The organism is Paenibacillus sp. GCM10023252 (assembly GCF_042653305.1).
In the GTDB taxonomy this organism is placed as follows: domain Bacteria; phylum Bacillota; class Bacilli; order Paenibacillales; family Paenibacillaceae; genus Pristimantibacillus.
Genome location: NZ_JBHSHW010000043.1, coordinates 101,899 through 119,252, shown reverse-complemented (window position 1 = coordinate 119,252; position 17,354 = coordinate 101,899). Strand labels below are relative to the sequence as shown.

Genomic DNA, 17,354 nt, shown 5'->3' with positions numbered 1-17,354 from the left:
CCATATGTGATTAAGTGAGGATGGTTGTTATTATAGTTGTGTTGAAATAATCTGTCAATTCAAAATAAACAGACTATAAGGTGACAGGCTGGCTGACGGACCATTCTTCAAGAGATAGAGAAGGATCTGCCTTCAGATCAAGGGAGCTGTATTCTCTTCGCTGCCACTTCAGATGGGCTGCTGCGCCTATCATCGCTGCATTGTCGGTGCATAACGTGAGAGGTGGAATGAGCAGCGGAATCTGCTCCTCTTCACAACGAGCCGCAAGTGCAGCTCGGAGCCCTCGATTCGCAGCAACACCGCCGCACAAGAGAAGCTGCGTTGCTCCGAATTCACGTACGGCCCGGACCGCCTTCGTAACCAATACGTCAATAACAGACTCTTGGAATCCAAGGGCAAGCTGAGCGGCCTGAACAGCCTCACCCTTCATGGTTGCTTGATTAATGGACGAGAGCACTGCTGACTTAATTCCGCTGAAGCTGAAGTCATAGGAATCCGCCTCGAGCCAAGCGCGCGGAAGCGGTATGGCTCCTTCCGCTTCATGAGCCAGACGGTCGATGTGCGGTCCTCCCGGATAAGGCAGCTTGAGGGCACGGGCAACCTTATCATAGGCTTCCCCAACCGCATCATCTCTCGTACGTCCAATAATCTTGAAGTGTCCTTCCCTCTCTAATAGAACCAGCTCCGTATGGCCGCCGGATACTACAAGAGTCAAGCATGGATAGGTGAGCTCATGTACCAGTTGATTGGCATAGATATGACCAGCAATATGATGAGTTCCAATAAGCGGGACATTCAGCGCCATAGACAAGCTCTTAGCGGCTACTATCCCGACAAGCAGCGCCCCTACTAGACCCGGTCCTTGAGTTACAGCGACTGCGGACACATCCTTAAGGGCAAGCCCTGATTGATTCAGTGCTCCCTCAATAATAATCGTAATTACTTCCACATGCTTCCTGGAAGCGATCTCGGGAACCACTCCGCCGAACAGCTGATGGGTCTCGATCTGGGAGGAGATGACATTGGATAGAATCTTCCTTCCGTCTTGAATAACAGCAACAGAGGTCTCATCACATGAGGTCTCTATGGCTAGTATGACTCCTGTATTTTGCAAGGCGTGTTGTCCTAATTGTTCAATTGAATCGTTCATGATGCCCCTTCACCTGCTCTGTCCGGAGTCAGCTCCGCCCACATGATGAGGGCGTCCTCCCCGTTGTCTGAATAATACTTGGGGCGAACCCCGGATGGCTGGAAGCCTAGCTTCACATAGAGCTGCTGGGCAATCTGGTTGGAGACACGCACTTCGAGCGTCATTCGGGAAGCCCCGAAGAACACGGCGGTCCGCTGAAGCTCCATCAACAGCCTCTTCCCAAGACCCTGTCCGCGATAATCGCGGCGAATCGCTATGTTCGTCACATGTGCCTCATCTATAATGACCCACATGCCGCCATAACCGATAATATGCTGCTCATCCTCCATCACCATATACTTGGCGAAGTGATTCTGCGTCAGCTCATTCGTGAACGCTTCAGCCGTCCACGGGCCGGTGAACGCCTCTTGCTCAATCGCTACGATTGCCGGGATATCCTCCAGCTGCATCGACCGGTAGACGAATGAATTCACATCTGTCGTCATATATGGCCAGCTCCTCTAGCCTTCAGATTGACCTCCGCTTCGGTCAACTGGGTATAGTTGGGAACGAACGCATGCGGATCGATGCCGCCGCCCTCTGCAGCCTCTCTGGCTCCAAGTGCGGCCAGCCATCGTCCCTCCATTATGTAAGGCTGAAGCCTTACCTCGGCAGCGACCAGCTGATGCAGCCGCAAGGCTTGCTCTTCATGAAGGGCAATATCCCCTGTAATCGTGATGGAAGAGACGTTATGAGCTGCAGCCTTCTCCGCAAGAGCAGCAATCCAATCGCTCATGAGCCGAACACCATCCCGCTCTACACGGGTCCAGCTCCCATCTGCTCCTGCCAGGAATAGAGACGTGTAGACCTGTCCCCGTCTAGCATCCATAATCGGCACGACCCAATGGGTTGCAGCGGTAATTGAAGCAGGATCAGCCTGCTGCGGCTGGTTCAGTTGTGCTTGAGCTGATAGCGTAGGTGAGTGCGGCTTGGCCGACTGCGGCTTGGCCGACTGCGAGATGGTCGATTGCTGCATGGCTGATTGCGGCTCGGCCGATTGCGGCTGGGCCGCCGTCCGCCATGCTCCGTAAGCAAGTCCCTCCAGACTGGACACGCTCACTAGCGGGATTCCCCACACCCAAGCGAGCGTCTTCGCCGCGCTTGCTGCGATTCTCATCCCGGTGTAGGATCCTGGTCCGCTGCCGACAGCGATGAGACTAATCTCATCTTGGGACAGACCGCTTCCCCCAATTAGGTCCGATACATGCTCTATCACATGAACGGAGTGATTGCGCTCCGCAAGCGACTGCACCTCGCCAAGCACCTCCGCTCCTCGCACGATCGCTGCTGCCATAGCGGCAGTAGAGGTATCCAGCGCCAGGATGACGTCCGCTTCCGAGCGGCCTTCCTCTATATGAGCTTGTATCTGACTATAATCATCCATTAGGTTACTCATTCGTTCCTCTGCTCCCATCGTCACGGCTCAGAGCCTGACACCACTGTGCATATCGCTGTCCGATGCCGGTCATCCTAATTCGGCGGGAATCTCCGCCCAGATGCTCAATGAAGAGCTGAAGCCGCTCCTCCGGCAGCAGCTCCTCGATGAGGCTGGCCCACTCGACAATCGTGACCCCCTCGCCATAGAAGTACTCATCCAGCCCGAGCTCATCTGCTTCGTCCAACGACAATCGATAGACATCCATATGGTACAGAGGCAGCTTGCTGCCCGTATATTCCTTAATGATTGTGAAGGTCGGACTATTCACTACACCAGGCACGCCTAACGCCTTCGCATAAGCGCTAGAGAATCTCGTCTTCCCCGCGCCCAAGTCTCCATCAAGCGCCAGCATATCGCCCGCCTGAGCCCAAGCAGCCAGACGCTCAGCCAATCTGACCGTATCCTGCTCACTCTCCGCCAGCCACACGGCCTGTCCTATCTCCTTACCCACTAGCCTCACCCGTTCATCCTTGAAAATGATTATAACCTCGCGCTTCCAGCCTAGCTCGGCTAAGCGACTTACCGTTCTGCTTGCGTGTAATGAGCTCCACGCCCGGCTCACCAGCCTCCACCTCTCCGATGAGGAAGAAGGGCAGGCCCTCCTGGTGAAAAGCTTCCTTCGCTGCAGCCGCGTCCTCTGCAGCCATCGTGCCGAGGAGGACATAGTCCTCTCCTCCGTAGAGCATGAGATCCAGCGCGGACAGGCCGCAGAGGCCGGCATACGCAGCCATGGAACCGCTGCGCGGCAGCAGCTCCTCGTGGAGCGCGAGCCGCACGTGCGAGGCGGCGGCAATCTCCGCCGCCTCACTAGCAAGGCCGTCGCTGACATCGTTCAGCGACGTGCAAGTGCCGCGCGCCTGCAGCAGCCGGCCGGCGCGCACAGACGGGGCAGGGCGGCGGTGCGCTTGCACCAGCGCCGCCAGCCCCCCCGCTTCCGCGCGGACCGCCTCGCCGGCGGGCGCGCTGAGCACGTGCAGCCCGGCGGCGGACAAGCCGACCGGGCCTGTCAAGAACACGGCGTCTCCGGGCTTCGCACCGGAGCGCCGCAGCGCCTTGCCCGCCTCGACGGCACCCGTCACGGTCACGGCGACGACCAAGTGCAGCGGCGACGAGGTTGTGTCGCCGCCAATAATCGCCACGCCATATTGCTCGGCGCAGGCGTACAGCCCATCGTACAGCCGGCGCATCCGCTCCGGCCCGTAAGCCGCAGGCACGCTCACCGATACGAGCGCGTGCAGCGGAACCCCGCCCATCGCGGCGATATCGCTAATATTCGCCGCTAATGCCTTGTAGCCGATGTCGCCATCCTCCATCGTCATGCTATTGAAGTGGACCGTCTCCACCATCGTGTCGACGGCCATCAGCCACTGCAGCGGGCCGCTAAGTCCGGCCAGCTCCAGCCGCGGCTCGATGACAGCAGCATCATCGCCAATCCCGACAATAACGCCTCGCTGATCGAGCCATTCCGAGCTATGCCGCCCTGCCGTCCAGTGGCGAATGCGAGCAAATTCATCCATCTTCGTTGCTCGCCTCCGGACCGTATAAGATATTGACCCTATTATAGTATTCCCAGCATAGGCAAGCAACCTCCGCATCATGTTAACGATGGGTCTCGTCCTATAGCGATATAACAAGCATGCACAGCTGGTGTCCCTATATTCACGCAGAGAAGGCTGCTTCTTGGGCAAGAAGCAGCCTGCTCGTAGCTTAATCATGCTTGCAGTCTTAAGGAGGCGTGGAACAGTTAGTGAATATCACGCTTCTTGAACCGTCCGCCCTTCACATCATGAATGTTGCCGACAGCCAGGAAGGCAGAAGGATCCAGCTCATGTACGATCGACTTCATCTTCGCTTCCTCCAGCCTCGTAATGACGCAGAAGATGACCTTCTTCGTCCCTCCCGTGAACCCGCCCTCACCATGAAGGTAGGTAACGCCCCGGCCAAGACGGCTCATGATCGCATCGCCTACTTCCTTGGCATCCTCGCTAATGATCCAGACCGACTTGGACTCATCGAAGCCTTCAATCGTGACATCGATCATCTTGAACGCGATGTAGTAAGCAATGAGAGAGTACATCGCCTCGTTCCACCCGAAGATGAACCCAGCGCTTGCCAGGATGAAGAAGTTGAAGAACATGACGATCTCTCCGACGGAGAATGGCGACTTCTTGTTAACCAGGATGGCAATAATCTCAGTTCCATCAAGGGAGCCCCCGAATCGGATGACCATCCCGACGCCAATACCCAGGATGACACCGCCGAAGATCGCGGCGAGGAACAATTCCTCGGTCAACGGAGCCACAGGATGCAGCAGGAAGGTGCCAATTGACATGACAGTAACTCCGTACAGTGTAGACATAGCGAAGGTCTTGCCAATCTGCTTGTAGCCTAAGATAAGGAATGGAAGATTCAATAAGAATAAGAAGGCGCCAAGCGGCAGTCCGGTTAGATGCGCCACGATGATTGAGATGCCAACGATTCCGCCGTCAATTAGATTGTTAGGAACAAGGAAGATCTCCAGACCGACGGCCATGAGCGTTGCGCCGATTGTAATGAACAATATGCGCTTAGCCAATTCAAGATTAGATAGTTTAACATGCTGATGCTTTGCCATAATCCTCTCTCCTCTCTCATCCAAAGTTGATTTATATTCATTTTAGCTCATTTTCGATGGAATTCCAAGGTTTTGACCAGATTATCTTATTTTATTGCCTATTATCTATAATTTATCTCTCGTTATCCTGCACTATCGCAAAATTAAAGGAGGACTTCCTCCTCGGTCCATAATGACCTCGGTGGAAAGTCCTCCAACGTAATATTGACTATAGTCAGTTCCTTAGCCGATAACCGCATACGTCTGAACGCCTGCAGGAATCGTTCTCACTCGGAACTGCACCCCATTCTCATTGTATAGTCGAATGGTATAAGATACTGTAGTTAACGTGCTGACACGGCTGAATCGAACGACGCCGAATCCATCGAAGCTCGCTGTCTGAACAATGGAATTGCCGCGGAACAATCGAGCGAAGAAGCCGCTCGTATCGAAGGGAACGCCATTGCTGCCCACCCAGAGGACCGTTAGTCGGCTGAAGGTAGGGCCTACTTGAAGAGCCGATGCCTTCCTAGTTGCCGAGATTACTTTACCTTTGCCTTTTATACCGTAATAAGGTGGCTTTAATCGTTTAGCCATCTATATCACACTCCTTCTTCTCCTATCGTATGCATGATAGAAGGAGAAGGACTGGTCTAGCTCCTAGTTGTTGAACTATTTTAGGGAACGGGACCGCTATAGCTCCTTGACGATCGAGATCGACAGCTCGTTCTTCAGATCAATCTCAATGAGTCCGCGAGGCTTGCTGCCGTCTGGCTCCTGGATGATTCGAATCGTAGGACGATGCAGAGCAAGCTCATTGTTAGCGGATACGACCCCAGTCTGGCCTGAGCTTAACAGCACGGTCGTTGCAACCGGATAGATGGAGATGTGCCGGCAGAACAGCTTAATCAATTCGAAGTCGAAGTAGGTTCCGCCAGCAGCGAATAAGAATTCAATCGCCTCTGTAGGCGTGTACCGCTTACGGTAGGGACGAGGTGAGGTTAAGGCATCATAGACATCAGCAAGCCCGACAATCTGAGCATACAGGTGAATCTCATCCTTCTTCAATCCTCGCGGATAGCCTGAGCCGTCATATCTCTCATGATGCTGCAGTGCACAATGAGCAGAGACGAGTGAGATATCATGGTATTTGCGCAGAATATCGAACCCTTCAGACGTATGGGACTGAATGAGCTTGCGGTCTGTATCAGTAAGCGCACCTCCATGATTCAGCAGTGACTTCGGAACCTTCGTCATGCCAATATCGAACAAGAGTGCACCAATACCTAGTTCCTCCAGCTGATTGCGATTGAATCCCTTGGCGATCCCGATAATGCCGGCTAGAGCCGCTACATTGACGGAGTGCTGGAACAAGTAGGCGTCTGTTACTTGAATGCTGGTCAGGTTCACTAGCATCGTCTCTCGGGTAGCTAAGTCCTGCATGATTTCTCCGAAAATCTTGCGGAAGTTGCGTCCCATATCAGGAGCGATTGCCCTGCCCTTGACTCCGACTTGGTCCCTGAACGTATTCATAGTCTTGTATATAGTCTCAGCCGCATGCTTACGAGTCTCATCACGCAACGTGTCCTGCGGCTCGATACCTTCTGTCAACTCGTCTTCGATGAACAACGTGTCAATTCCGAGATTGCGAAGCCTGGCGATGAATCGTTCGTTTAGTTCCACGCCTGCTCCGAGCAGCACGTTACCATTCTCTTGCAATACCGGCTTAGCCAGCTTATCGCCAGGCTTAATTAATGCGATTTGTACTTTTCTCATACCCAATACCCGCCTTCGTAACGAACCTAATTACCGGAACGTCACTATTCTATCAGATTCAAGCTAGCCTGACTATGAGCCTAATTAATCTGCTATATGCCACTTGCCGAAGTATACCAAAAAACGCAAGCTACGCGAGCTTGCGCTTGACGATACGATTCCTGCCTTGAAACTTGGCCTCATACAGGGCGGCGTCTGCCTCGGCCAGCAACTCTCTTAGATACGCCTTCGGATTATCAATTCTCCGGCGGTCCTGCTCCTCGATACAGAGAACCCCCATAGAGATGGTGACCGACACCTTCTGGTTGCCTATACCCGTAGAGACAACATTCTGCTCCACCGCTTCCTTCACATGCTCGGCTACTAGCTCGGCCTGGTCCTTGCTCGTATGGGGAAGATAGACCGTGAACTCCTCTCCGCCGTAGCGAGCTAGCAGATCGGTTAACCTGAGAGTGCCTCTGACTGCTTCAACCGTGCTGCACAGCACTTCGTCGCCAACGAGATGTCCATATGTATCATTGATGCCCTTGAACAGATCAATATCGAATAGGAAGATGGAGAATGGAACTCCATATTGCAAGTTAATGATAACTTCATGCTCCAGCTGCTGAAGTAGGAAGCGCCGATTATAGCATCCCGTCAACGAGTCCGTAATCGCCATATGCTCCAGCTTGCGGTTCGCTTCATGGAGCTCATCCTGCATCACGATCAGCTCTTGGTTCCGTTCCTGAAGCATCTCATTCTGAATGTTCGTCTCTTCCACCAGCATTCTGAATTCTGTCACATCCTGGAAGGTCAATACTCTGCCGAGCAGCGCCTTCTTGTTGCTCATAATAGGAGCATATTGCATGATGACGTGCCGGTACTTGTCCAGGTGGAAGGTCATCTCAAGCTCCATTCTCTCCAGCGGATGCCGTCTCATCGCTATTAAGAATTGCTCGAACTCAGACGCCGAAGCCGCATTCAGTTGACTAGTAATCATATTGGGATGGAGAGGATCGCCGACTCTTAACCGCAGCATGGGCCTTAGTACGCGATTAACCTCCAATATCGTATCATCCTCATCCAATACGATAATGCCGGTAGACATCGTATTCATAACATCCCGCTGAACGAGCTGAATGATGTCGAATACCTTGTGGCGGGCTATAGCATGAACCAGATACATCCCGGATAAGGAGAACCCTATCGACATAAGCGGGAAGTAGTAGGTGGAATATGGCTTGAACAAGATATTGAGAAGCATATCGGCTATTCCGAACAGAATCAGCATGATAATTCCGTTCATGCCCGTCTTCACAAGCCGCTTGTGGCGGGCTGAAGCATCCTTGCGCAGTGTATGCAGCATAATGGCAAAAGATATAGAAAAATATAAAATCAACTCAGCGAACATAATCCAGAACAATGGTCCGTTATTCAGTTGACTGAGCGGGTCTAAGCCTTCCGTTAAACGGATATCAATGAACATCCCTGCAGGATTGAATAAAATAATGCCCGCTGAGATCATGGCCGGAGTCATTAGCATAAATAATCGAAGCTTGCGCAGCACATAAGACTGGCCGGTCAGGAAGATCGTGAAGACCAGCCAGCAAGCGCCAAGCAATGACAACGCGACATAAGCCGTTGATAAAAAGAGCAACGCAAATCGAGCGTCATCTGCCGTCTGGGCTAGAAATTGAAAAAACGGCCAAAGTAAAAATATAAAATGAACGACACCATAGATTTTATGTAAAACGGTAATTGAGCTGAAGGCCAGCACGTAAAAAAATAAGCCGAGCAGAACAATCGAACAGCCGAAGTCCAGCCACATCATCCAATCCAATACGCTTCACCCATCCATTTATTAAGCCATCTTCTTCCATTGTATCAAATGTTAATCGGGGCGACAATTAGAGATTTAGTGCTTAAAGCTTAATTCACACGCGGCTCATATAGGCCATCGGTCGGATAACAATCGCTCCAATGCTGGATTAATCTGCAAATGATCCCTGAAGGCTGTATATTGCTTCCACTTCTCAAGGGAAAGCTTCTGTTCTCCCCGAAATGCGCGAATAAGCAAATTCTTCGGCGTATGTTCAGGGTCAATGAATTCCAGCATCTGAACCTTGTAGCCTAATGTCTCCAGCAGTGCTCCTCTTGCCGCATCAGTAGCCAGAGCAGAGAATCTCTCCTTAAGCAGCCCTTGTGACAGAATTGGTGAGAGCACGTCGTTCTTCACCTGCCCCATTACTTCATGCTGACAGCATGGAACAGATAAGATAACGGAAGCCCCCCAACCTACAGCCTTGGCGAGCGCGGCATCGGTTGCCGTATCGCATGCATGCAGCGTAACGACCATATCAGCATGAACAAGCTCGTCGAATTCAGCGATATCCCCCACTTGGAATTGCAGCCGGTCATAGCCTAATTGCGCAGCCAGCTTGCTGCAGAAGGAGATGACGTCTGCCTTCAGATCAAGTCCAATAATCCGCACCTCCCGCTGCTCCACGACATGCAGCAGATGGTAGAGCGCGAAGGTCAGATACGACTTGCCGCAGCCGAAGTCAACGATCGTCAGCTCGCGATCCTTCGGCAGGTGAGGAACAACATCGTTGACCATCTCAAGGAATCGATTAATCTGACGGTACTTATCCTGCTTCTGAGCGTGTACCTTGCCGTCTCGTGTCATAATCCCGAGCTCGACGAGGAAGGGGGCTGGCGAGCCTTCCGGAATGATTCGCTGCTTCTGCCGGTTATGCTGCGCTGGCTCACCAGCTCCCTTGGCATTATCGGCTGCTCGCCGAAGGATCGTTGCCTTGCCTCTCTTACTGAATAGAATCTGTACATCCTCTTGGGCAAGCTTCATGTGCACTTGCTTATACGCCTGCTGAACGAGCTCGATGCAGCGGCTTGCCGCGTCTTCGGCGGGCACATTCGTATGCAGTGCCTTGTTCGCGTGATGAGACTCGAACTGATAATACAGTCCGTCCTTCAGCTGGATCGGCCGAATGACCGTGCGCGGCGCATAGCCGGCATCCTTGCGGCGAAGCCCGCTCAAGGTTGCTTGCTGCAGCTTCCCATCATGAATCCATTGCTGTATATCTTGCTGCCATTGCTCCGTCATTGTCCATTGTTCCTCTCATTCGCTGTCATTCACTGTCAGTCGTCTGTGTAACCTTAAGATCAGCAAGTCCCTGAATCACTTCTGCCCGCGGCAAGCCGCCACCCACAAGTCGCTCATCGGGTTGGAGCAGCAGGCGGTGGTAGAATGCTTCCGCCTCAGATAGCATCAATCCGCCCTGCCTAATCCGTTCGTAGAGCGTATTCTCAGCCAGATCGAATCTCCCTTGGGACTCGTACCATTCCATGAGCAGCTCCTTGGTTGCTGCAGGCAGCTCATAAGGTGAGAGAACGTCTAGCAGTGCATACGCCTCCTTCACCGGATTCATGAGCGACGGGTGTGCGTCCCTAAGAGACAATCTCATCACCAGCTGCAGACACTTCACATGGAGGGCGAAGCTGGCTTCCTCCTTGCCGAGCTCCTCGTAGATCTCTGCCTCCTGCTTCATCAGCAGGGCGATGGCCCCCAGATTATCTTCCTCCATGACGCCGCTGGTCGTCATCATCGAGATCAGGTCCTCTTCGGACAAGGAGCGGATGAGCCTCCCGTTCAGCCGGAACTTCTTGTCCAGCAGCTCATCAATGACGAGCAGCGCTTCGACATGCTTAAGCTCTCGCCTGAGGCCCATCACCTGACCAAGAGCCTCAGTCATCTGACTAATCATTCTCATCAAGTAATCCCGTTGGAACATATGGCTCAGGCCCTGCCGGCTGCAAAATCAACAATGGCAGCTGCAAGCCGCTCTGACTCCTCCAGCATGCTCATATGTCCGGAGAGCTCGAGCGTAACCTTCTTAACAGCAGGCTTATCGACAATGAAGGTCCTCTCAGGCGGAATGACGCCATCCCTGGCTCCCGCCACTAATAGAATAGGGAGGGGAGATTGCTGAAGGACGCTCGTGCGATCAGGCCGACCCTTCATCCCGAGCGCTGTCGCCGAGGCGCCGCGGGCGCTCGTACCATATCCAATCTCCTTCGTCAGCTGGACTGCTTCTGCCATGGCAGTCACATGCTCGGGGGAGAACAGCTTCGGAACAAGTCCGTTCACGAACTCTTGAACCCCATTCGTCTGAATAGCTAGAGCGGCCTTATCCCGATTCGCCTTCGCCTCCTCCCCGTCAGGCAGGGAAGTAGAATGAATAAGTCCGATTGAGCCGAGCAGCTCCGGATAAGCTTCTGCTGCTGCAAGCGTCACGTACCCTCCCAAGGAATGTCCGAGCAGACATACCTTCGGCAGGTTAAGCCGCTCAATCAGCTGCTTAATATCCTGTGCGAAGAGATCCATCGTATACACTTCCTCCGAAGCTTCGAAGGAAGCACCATGTCCGCGAAGATCGACGGCAATGACTCTTGCATGCGCTTCAAGCAGTGGAACAATCTGCTCCCAGTAGGCCGAGCTTCCGCAATAGCCATGAAGAAGTACGATAACCTGTGAGGATATAGCTCCGATTCCATCAAGGGCTGGAGCTGAATCATAATAGGCAAGCTGTACACCCTGTTCAAGCTGAATGCTCTCATTAGCTATCGTAACTGCCTTAGCATTCGTCATCTATTATCACTCCTTCAAGTTGGTTAAGCTGACTGCTGTCTAATGGCTGCCATGCCTCGCTTACAGCATGAACAACCTTATTCGCCATCTGCAGGACGAGGTACAGCGAAGTCGTCTGCAGCTTCCAGTATGGCTTAGGGCCTGCTTCGTTCACGACCCCCGCTACCGAGTAATGGCCTACCGGCGGCAGCCTCCGGCCTATCGCTTGCCCTGGCTGGAGCGGCTTGTCCTTCATGATATACTGCCCTACCGACTTGCCCAGGCAAGCATCAACGGCAATAATGATGCGATCCTGATCAAGAGCTGCTATGGCCGGCTCCACCCCATGTGCATCGCAGGGCTGCTTCAATGTTCCCGTCACTCGCCAGCCGCGCTGCTGAAGCATCGTCCCTACGAGAGGGCCGAAGGAATCTCCGCTGGAGCGGTCGCTTCCAATGCAGATGAATTGAATCTGGTCCCGCTTGGGATGAAGCTTCGCGACGCTGCGGAAGAATGCATGCAGCGCCTGTTGATCTGTCGGCACATATTCCAAGTTAAGTAAGGTCATAAGGGGCACCAGCCTTGTTAATCATAATGAACAACATCTGTGTCATTCATTGTACCCGAATTCACCAGGCACCTTCAATTTGTAGCGGCATCCGCCCTATACATGGTACAATGACCCATAGACAAGATCGCCCTAGGAGGTTAAGGAATGAATCTGGATACAGCAACAGAAGAGAATATATCATTCATGATTGAAGCGATTAAGACCAAGCTAAGGATGGCAAGCGGTGCCGCTATGCAATCTTCCAACTTCAAGCTGGAGCAATACGAAGATATTCGTGATCTATACGAAGTGGTCGCTTCCAAGAACAACTTCAGCATCAGTGAAGTCGAAGCCCTCGTATCGGAATTAGGCAAGCTGAGACAACGTAACTAGCAATTAGATGTTCGCCATATTATCCCAATATGTAACAATAACTTGCATTAATCGACATAGTTATAAAAAAATCAGACCGAGGGGAATCCCTCGGTCTTCTTAATTAATTGTCTGGATGCTGCTCAGACGCGCTCTCTTGCTCATCTGCCGCTTCAATCGTAAGCTTAATCGCAATCTGCTTGTTCTCTCCTCTGAGGAACTGGGCAACTCGGTCTAGCTTCTCAGCGAGCTCTGGCCCGGAGAGTGTTGTGTTAAGCTGATAATTGAATTGATCTGAAGGAAGCTTCACTTCCGGTACGAGATAAGGAGCTTGAGGTCTCCAATTGTGATCATTGCCCCCGCTTGATTGATTCAATAGCTGGTCCGGGAAGAACTTGTCTGACTTATTGACAACGCGTTCATAGATGCGCAGCTTCTTAAGCAGCATATAGTATTGCGCAGAATGCTTGAAGCCCCAAGCATCTCTAATATCCTTAAGGTTATAATCCATCTTCCATCGCTTCAGATTCTCCACTTGCTCTTCTGAGTTAAGCTTGAGGAAGTCATCAAGCGGCATAATTTGCACTGACATCGTCACAATCCCTCCGTTCTAATATGAAGCCGTTCCGCCTAGCAAAAGTAACATAACTTAAAATACTTTTATATAAAAAATACCATAATATTTTTGTCTTTACAATTTAAAATTTACTCATAAATCTTTTTAAAAGCAATTTATTATGGCATAAAGCGTGGTACTTGAGGGTAAAAAAAAACGCGGGCTCACCTCGTTCAGATGTGAGCCCGCGTATGGTCCAGTTACAGGCTGTGTAATCCTATGCTGGTTAAGAATCGGCTGAACGACTGGAGACCTGCCTCGGTCCGCTTGTACACGCCCGCGTCCTCCAGCACTTGAGCAAACTTACGGCCTGTCTCTTGTTCTACAATAAGGGCTGCTTGTTCAGCAGTATGCCTGCTGCCGTAACGCTCCAGCAGGGAAGCAATCCATTCGGCATGCTTGTGCAGAGAATGAGCCGAATCGGCTCCAATACCCGCGATATCCTCATGCTCTTCCGTCAACAATCGAGCGATCTGCTCCAGCTCTGTCTTGAGCCGGCCAGGAAGAACAGCAAGACCCATCACTTCAATCAGTCCGATGTTCTCCTTCTTAATATGATGAAGCTGCTGATGAGGATGGAAGATTCCATCTGGATGCTCCTCGCTCGTACGATTGTTGCGTAGAACGAGATCCACTTCATACTCTCCATTGTCGCGAAGTCGAGCGATCGGCGTAATCGTATTGTGAGGAATGCGGCTGCCGTCCGTATGCTCGCTGAAGCTATGGATATCTGCCTCATGATCATCGTATTGACGCCATTCATCCAATATCTTGCAAGCCATCGCATGTACCGCTTCCTTGGACGATCCATTCACTCGCACGACGGACATTGGCCAGCGCACAATGCCTGCCTTCACCCCAGGCTGCAGCGGATCGGTGAACAAGGCTTCGATAGGCGCTGTCTCCATAGGGAAGATGTGACGTCCCGCTTGGAAGTGATCATGGCTTAGAATTGAACCGCCGACGATCGGGAGATCGGCATTGGAGCCGATGAAGTAATGCGGGAATTGCTCTACGAAGTCCAGCAGTCTCGCGAAGGACTGATGAGAGATGACCATCGGTTCATGCGCGCCCTTGAAGACGATGCTGTGCTCGTTATAGTACACATACGGCGAGTATTGGAAGTACCACTGCTCACCCTGTAGGGTGAGGGGCAGAATCCGAAGATTCTGGCGTGCTGGGTGGTCGGCTCGTCCGGCATAGCCTACGTTCTCTGCGCAGAGCAAGCACTTCGGATAGCGCGCAGGAGGCAGTGTCTTCAGCAGCGCAATCTCCTTAGGGTCCTTCTCCGGCTTCGACAGGTTAATCGTAATCTCCAGATTGCCATAGTCTGTAGCCTGCAGCCATCGCTTATTCTTCGCGATACGATCCATCCGAATGTAGTTGGAATCGATGTTCAGCTTATAGAATTGGTCGGTCGCCTTCGGCAGGCCTTCCAGCTCTGCCTTGCGGCGGAACATCGCCTCGGTCTCTGAAGGCCGCGGCATGAGCAGACCCATAATTCGGGCATCCAGCAAGTCTCGATAGGTCAATATATTGTCCGGAATCAGACCGATTGAGTACCCGTAGTCCAGCAAGATCTCGAGCAGAGGAACCGCACTGTCTAGCTCTTCGTCCGGCACCTTGCCTTCGAGAGGCTCGCTGAAGCCGAATAGCGCCAGCAGTTCATTGCGTGCATAATGCAGATCTAGATCCTTCAATAAGCCATTCTGTCTAGCGAACTGAACTAGACGCTCGATGGTTAACAGCGTCAGTTCAGCGCTTGGCGCTTCGTATTGCTCTGTCATGATGTATGGCAGCTCCTTCCGCGCTGTGCTGTGCACAGCCCTCTTACCTAACGTTGATCGTTGTAGCCTGCGGGATGGGATTCATGCCATCTCCACGCGCTTAGAATAATATCTTCCAGCTTGTTCCTCGTCGGGTTCCAGCCGAGCTCTGTACGGGCGCGCTGGGAGGAAGCTACGAGCGTTGCCGGATCGCCGACACGGCGCGGTTCCATGACTGCCTTGATCTCACGTCCGGTCACCTGACGGGCAATCTCGATTACTTCCTTAACGGAGAAGCCTTGTCCGTTACCTAAGTTGTAGACGGCACTCTCCTTGCCTTCGCGAAGTCGATCCACAGCGAGTACATGTGCATCAGCTAGATCGCTCACATGGATGTAATCGCGGATGCACGTGCCATCCGGCGTGCTGTAATCTTCACCGAACACAGAGATATGAGGCCGCTGACCAAGTGCCGCTTGCAAGACAATCGGGATGAGATGCGTCTCAGGGTGATGGTCCTCACCGATCTTACCGCTCTCATGAGCGCCTGCTGCGTTGAAGTAGCGCAGAGAGATGTACTTGATGCCATGAGCGGAATCGAACCAGCTCATCATCTTCTCCATCGCGAGCTTCGTCTCGCCGTAAGCGTTCGTAGGCTTCGTGCGATCATATTCATCAATCGGCACGTTCTCTGGCTCTCCATAAGTAGCAGCTGTGGATGAGAATACGATTCTGCGCACGCCGTATTCGTTCATTTTGTCAAGGAGGCATAGAGTTCCATACACATTGTTGTGATAATACTTACCTGGATTCTGCATACTCTCGCCGACCAGTGAATTCGCCGCGAAGTGAATGACCGCGTCAATCTGGTTCTCCTTGAACACCGTATCCATGAAGTCTGCATCTCTCAGATCTCCGACATACAGCTTGCCGCCCAGCAGCGCCTCGCGATGCCCTTGCTGCAGGTTATCAACAATCACAATCTCTTCCCCGCGCTCTTGCAGCGCAGCTACCGCATGTGAACCGATATATCCAGCTCCTCCTGTTACCAGTACCGCCATCCTTATCTCTCCTCTCCGAATTAGACCAGCTTCTCTACTCCGTTACCGATGCTGCAGACGTAGAAGTCCGGTGTGAGCCCTGTTGCTGCTGTATACTCCTGACCGACCTCACTAATGAACTGGTCGATGCTGTCTTCATGAACGAGCGATACCGTGCAGCCGCCGAACCCTGCCCCTGTCATCCGGGATCCCAATACGCCCTTAACCTTGCGGGCAGCTGTAACCATAGCATCAAGCTCTGCACCAGTTACTTCATATAGATCACGAAGGGAATCATGAGAAGCGTTCATGAGCTGACCGAATCTCTCCAGATTATCCCCCTTCAGAGCCTCCATCGATTGCAGGACACGGTCAATCTCCTCCACGACATGCTGGGCGCGGCGGCGAACGACTTCATCTTGAATCAGATGCTTAGCGCTGTTGAATTGCTCCAGATTAATCTGGCCAAGCAGGGTGATATCCGGGAACTGGACTTGAAGATCCTTGACCGCTTGCTCGCACTGGCTGCGACGTTCGTTGTAGGCGGAATCGACGAGACCGCGGCGCTTGTTCGTATTGCCGATAACCAGCTTGTAGCTGCCGGATTGGAAGGGCACGAGGTCATACTCGAGCGTGTCGCACATGAGCAGAATGGCGTGATCCTTCTTCCCGTTCGCTACGGCGAATTGATCCATGATGCCGCATTGTACCCCGTTGAATTCATTCTCGGACTTCTGTGCCAGCAAGGCGATCTTCACCTTGTCAATCGGCTGATTCTCCATCGTCAGTAGAGCATACGCGGTCACGACCTCGATCGAAGCGGAGGAGCTAAGGCCCGCACCGTTAGGGATCTCGCCATGATAGAGCAGATCATAGCCGCTCGTGTAGCTGAGTCCCGCCTGCTGCAGCTCATATACGATACCCTTCGGGTAATTCATCCAGTCATCCACTGCGTCGTATACGACTGTGTTAATATCGAACTGCTTCGTCAGCTCGAAGTTCGTCGTTGCCAGACCTAGCTTCTGATCCGCGCGCCTGCGGATGAGCAGCGTTGTGCCGAAGGTTAAGGCGGCCGGGAATACATATCCTCCATTGTAATCGGTATGCTCACCAATGAGGTTCACCCTGCCTGGGGCGTGGAATACGGATACGGCTTCTGAATCTTCGCCGTACAGCTCTAAGAAGTGCTTCGTCAGCTCTTGGAGATTGGCCATGTCTGATATCACTTTCCTTCGTATAAGATAGTGTCCTTAGTTATTCATAGCTTAAGTATAGTCTACCCCGGTTCAAAACAAAATGGCTGAAAATGATGTGCACATGGACATATGTGACTTATCACTCAAGAGGATACATGTTATCATGCTAACTATGCGCAAAATAATAATCC

Annotated in this window: 18 protein-coding genes; 1 reads left to right on the top strand and 17 read right to left on the bottom strand. The window is 52.4% G+C overall.

The features are described from left to right. Window positions 1-73: 73 nt before the first annotated feature. The 13 genes from tsaD to yyaC form a co-directional block, all read right to left on the bottom strand. A complete protein-coding gene (tsaD, locus tag ACFO9Q_RS22700) occupies window positions 74-1,150 on the bottom strand; it encodes a tRNA (adenosine(37)-N6)-threonylcarbamoyltransferase complex transferase subunit TsaD (RefSeq protein WP_379185857.1) in 1,077 nt (358 codons plus the stop codon). Beyond that, complete coding sequence (gene rimI, locus ACFO9Q_RS22695) at window positions 1,147-1,635, bottom strand: ribosomal protein S18-alanine N-acetyltransferase (RefSeq protein WP_379185856.1); 489 nt, start codon at window positions 1,633-1,635, stop codon at window positions 1,147-1,149. The genes tsaD and rimI overlap by 4 nt, the downstream gene beginning before the upstream one ends. After that, window positions 1,632-2,585, bottom strand: a complete 954-nt coding sequence (tsaB, locus tag ACFO9Q_RS22690; RefSeq protein ID WP_379185855.1) for a tRNA (adenosine(37)-N6)-threonylcarbamoyltransferase complex dimerization subunit type 1 TsaB — start codon at window positions 2,583-2,585, stop codon at window positions 1,632-1,634. The genes rimI and tsaB overlap by 4 nt, the downstream gene beginning before the upstream one ends. Further along, window positions 2,578-3,078, bottom strand: coding sequence for a tRNA (adenosine(37)-N6)-threonylcarbamoyltransferase complex ATPase subunit type 1 TsaE (tsaE, locus tag ACFO9Q_RS22685; protein ID WP_379185854.1), 501 nt, complete (start codon window positions 3,076-3,078; stop codon window positions 2,578-2,580). The genes tsaB and tsaE overlap by 8 nt, the downstream gene beginning before the upstream one ends. 13 nt (window positions 3,079-3,091) lie before the next feature. After that, entirely contained in the window at window positions 3,092-4,225 is a 1,134-nt protein-coding gene (thiL, locus tag ACFO9Q_RS22680) for a thiamine-phosphate kinase (RefSeq protein ID WP_379185853.1), read from the bottom strand. A 146-nt stretch (window positions 4,226-4,371) separates the two neighbouring features. Further along, window positions 4,372-5,241 (bottom strand): YitT family protein, encoded by an 870-nt coding sequence (locus tag ACFO9Q_RS22675; protein WP_379185852.1) that lies wholly within the window; start codon window positions 5,239-5,241, stop codon window positions 4,372-4,374. 222 nt (window positions 5,242-5,463) lie between these two features. Further along, window positions 5,464-5,817, bottom strand: a complete 354-nt coding sequence (locus tag ACFO9Q_RS22670) for a hypothetical protein (RefSeq protein ID WP_379185851.1) — start codon at window positions 5,815-5,817, stop codon at window positions 5,464-5,466. Between the two features lie 96 nt (window positions 5,818-5,913). Continuing rightward, window positions 5,914-6,996 (bottom strand): HD-GYP domain-containing protein, encoded by a 1,083-nt coding sequence (locus ACFO9Q_RS22665; protein WP_379185850.1) that lies wholly within the window; start codon window positions 6,994-6,996, stop codon window positions 5,914-5,916. Between the two features lie 130 nt (window positions 6,997-7,126). Then, window positions 7,127-8,809 carry a diguanylate cyclase gene (locus ACFO9Q_RS22660; RefSeq protein ID WP_379185877.1) on the bottom strand — a complete coding sequence of 561 codons (1,683 nt, stop codon included), beginning with the start codon at window positions 8,807-8,809 and terminating at the stop codon, window positions 7,127-7,129. Between the two features lie 114 nt (window positions 8,810-8,923). Beyond that, window positions 8,924-10,099, bottom strand: coding sequence for a class I SAM-dependent methyltransferase (locus tag ACFO9Q_RS22655; RefSeq protein WP_379185849.1), 1,176 nt, complete (start codon window positions 10,097-10,099; stop codon window positions 8,924-8,926). Window positions 10,100-10,124: 25 nt separating this feature from the next. Further along, on the bottom strand, window positions 10,125-10,787 hold the full coding sequence (locus ACFO9Q_RS22650; RefSeq protein ID WP_379185848.1) for a DUF6483 family protein: 663 nt from the start codon (window positions 10,785-10,787) through the stop codon (window positions 10,125-10,127). A 5-nt stretch (window positions 10,788-10,792) separates the two neighbouring features. Continuing rightward, window positions 10,793-11,644, bottom strand: coding sequence for an alpha/beta fold hydrolase (locus ACFO9Q_RS22645; RefSeq protein ID WP_379185847.1), 852 nt, complete (start codon window positions 11,642-11,644; stop codon window positions 10,793-10,795). Then, window positions 11,631-12,191, bottom strand: a complete 561-nt coding sequence (gene yyaC / locus ACFO9Q_RS22640; protein WP_379185846.1) for a spore protease YyaC — start codon at window positions 12,189-12,191, stop codon at window positions 11,631-11,633. The genes ACFO9Q_RS22645 and yyaC overlap by 14 nt, the downstream gene beginning before the upstream one ends. A 147-nt stretch (window positions 12,192-12,338) precedes the next feature. Between yyaC and ACFO9Q_RS22635 the strand changes: the two genes are divergently transcribed. After that, window positions 12,339-12,566, top strand: a complete 228-nt coding sequence (locus tag ACFO9Q_RS22635) for a DUF1128 domain-containing protein (protein WP_379185845.1) — start codon at window positions 12,339-12,341, stop codon at window positions 12,564-12,566. Between the two features lie 103 nt (window positions 12,567-12,669). Here the strand turns inward: ACFO9Q_RS22635 and ACFO9Q_RS22630 are convergent, their stop codons facing one another. From ACFO9Q_RS22630 to ACFO9Q_RS22615, 4 genes are all read right to left on the bottom strand, one after another. Beyond that, the gene (locus ACFO9Q_RS22630) at window positions 12,670-13,137 is read right to left on the bottom strand and encodes a hypothetical protein (protein ID WP_379185844.1); all 468 of its coding nucleotides are present in this window, start codon (window positions 13,135-13,137) and stop codon (window positions 12,670-12,672) included. A gap of 224 nt (window positions 13,138-13,361) precedes the next feature. Then, window positions 13,362-14,948 carry a UDP-glucose--hexose-1-phosphate uridylyltransferase gene (locus ACFO9Q_RS22625; RefSeq protein WP_379185843.1) on the bottom strand — a complete coding sequence of 529 codons (1,587 nt, stop codon included), beginning with the start codon at window positions 14,946-14,948 and terminating at the stop codon, window positions 13,362-13,364. Between the two features lie 47 nt (window positions 14,949-14,995). Further along, window positions 14,996-15,988, bottom strand: coding sequence for a UDP-glucose 4-epimerase GalE (galE, locus tag ACFO9Q_RS22620; RefSeq protein ID WP_379185842.1), 993 nt, complete (start codon window positions 15,986-15,988; stop codon window positions 14,996-14,998). A gap of 20 nt (window positions 15,989-16,008) precedes the next feature. Then, window positions 16,009-17,181: a galactokinase gene (locus tag ACFO9Q_RS22615; RefSeq protein WP_379185841.1), complete on the bottom strand. Its 1,173-nt coding sequence runs from the start codon at window positions 17,179-17,181 to the stop codon at window positions 16,009-16,011. Between the last annotated feature and the right edge of the window lie 173 nt (window positions 17,182-17,354).

What these genes read in the sequence shown, in the direction of transcription:
- ACFO9Q_RS22635 (WP_379185845.1), top strand. Translation starts at nt 12,339, where the DNA reads ATGAATCTGGATACAGCAACAGAAGAGAATATATCATTCATGATTGAA.
- rimI (WP_379185856.1), bottom strand. Translation starts at nt 1,635, where the DNA reads ATGACGACAGATGTGAATTCATTCGTCTACCGGTCGATGCAGCTGGAG.
- galE (WP_379185842.1), bottom strand. Translation starts at nt 15,988, where the DNA reads ATGGCGGTACTGGTAACAGGAGGAGCTGGATATATCGGTTCACATGCG.
- ACFO9Q_RS22650 (WP_379185848.1), bottom strand. Translation starts at nt 10,787, where the DNA reads ATGTTCCAACGGGATTACTTGATGAGAATGATTAGTCAGATGACTGAG.
- ACFO9Q_RS22655 (WP_379185849.1), bottom strand. Translation starts at nt 10,099, where the DNA reads ATGACGGAGCAATGGCAGCAAGATATACAGCAATGGATTCATGATGGG.
- ACFO9Q_RS22630 (WP_379185844.1), bottom strand. Translation starts at nt 13,137, where the DNA reads ATGTCAGTGCAAATTATGCCGCTTGATGACTTCCTCAAGCTTAACTCA.
- ACFO9Q_RS22675 (WP_379185852.1), bottom strand. Translation starts at nt 5,241, where the DNA reads ATGGCAAAGCATCAGCATGTTAAACTATCTAATCTTGAATTGGCTAAG.
- tsaD (WP_379185857.1), bottom strand. Translation starts at nt 1,150, where the DNA reads ATGAACGATTCAATTGAACAATTAGGACAACACGCCTTGCAAAATACA.
- ACFO9Q_RS22625 (WP_379185843.1), bottom strand. Translation starts at nt 14,948, where the DNA reads ATGACAGAGCAATACGAAGCGCCAAGCGCTGAACTGACGCTGTTAACC.
- yyaC (WP_379185846.1), bottom strand. Translation starts at nt 12,191, where the DNA reads ATGACCTTACTTAACTTGGAATATGTGCCGACAGATCAACAGGCGCTG.
- ACFO9Q_RS22645 (WP_379185847.1), bottom strand. Translation starts at nt 11,644, where the DNA reads ATGACGAATGCTAAGGCAGTTACGATAGCTAATGAGAGCATTCAGCTT.
- thiL (WP_379185853.1), bottom strand. Translation starts at nt 4,225, where the DNA reads ATGATGCGGAGGTTGCTTGCCTATGCTGGGAATACTATAATAGGGTCA.
- ACFO9Q_RS22615 (WP_379185841.1), bottom strand. Translation starts at nt 17,181, where the DNA reads ATGGCCAATCTCCAAGAGCTGACGAAGCACTTCTTAGAGCTGTACGGC.
- ACFO9Q_RS22670 (WP_379185851.1), bottom strand. Translation starts at nt 5,817, where the DNA reads ATGGCTAAACGATTAAAGCCACCTTATTACGGTATAAAAGGCAAAGGT.
- ACFO9Q_RS22665 (WP_379185850.1), bottom strand. Translation starts at nt 6,996, where the DNA reads ATGAGAAAAGTACAAATCGCATTAATTAAGCCTGGCGATAAGCTGGCT.
- tsaB (WP_379185855.1), bottom strand. Translation starts at nt 2,585, where the DNA reads ATGAGTAACCTAATGGATGATTATAGTCAGATACAAGCTCATATAGAG.
- ACFO9Q_RS22660 (WP_379185877.1), bottom strand. Translation starts at nt 8,809, where the DNA reads ATGATGTGGCTGGACTTCGGCTGTTCGATTGTTCTGCTCGGCTTATTT.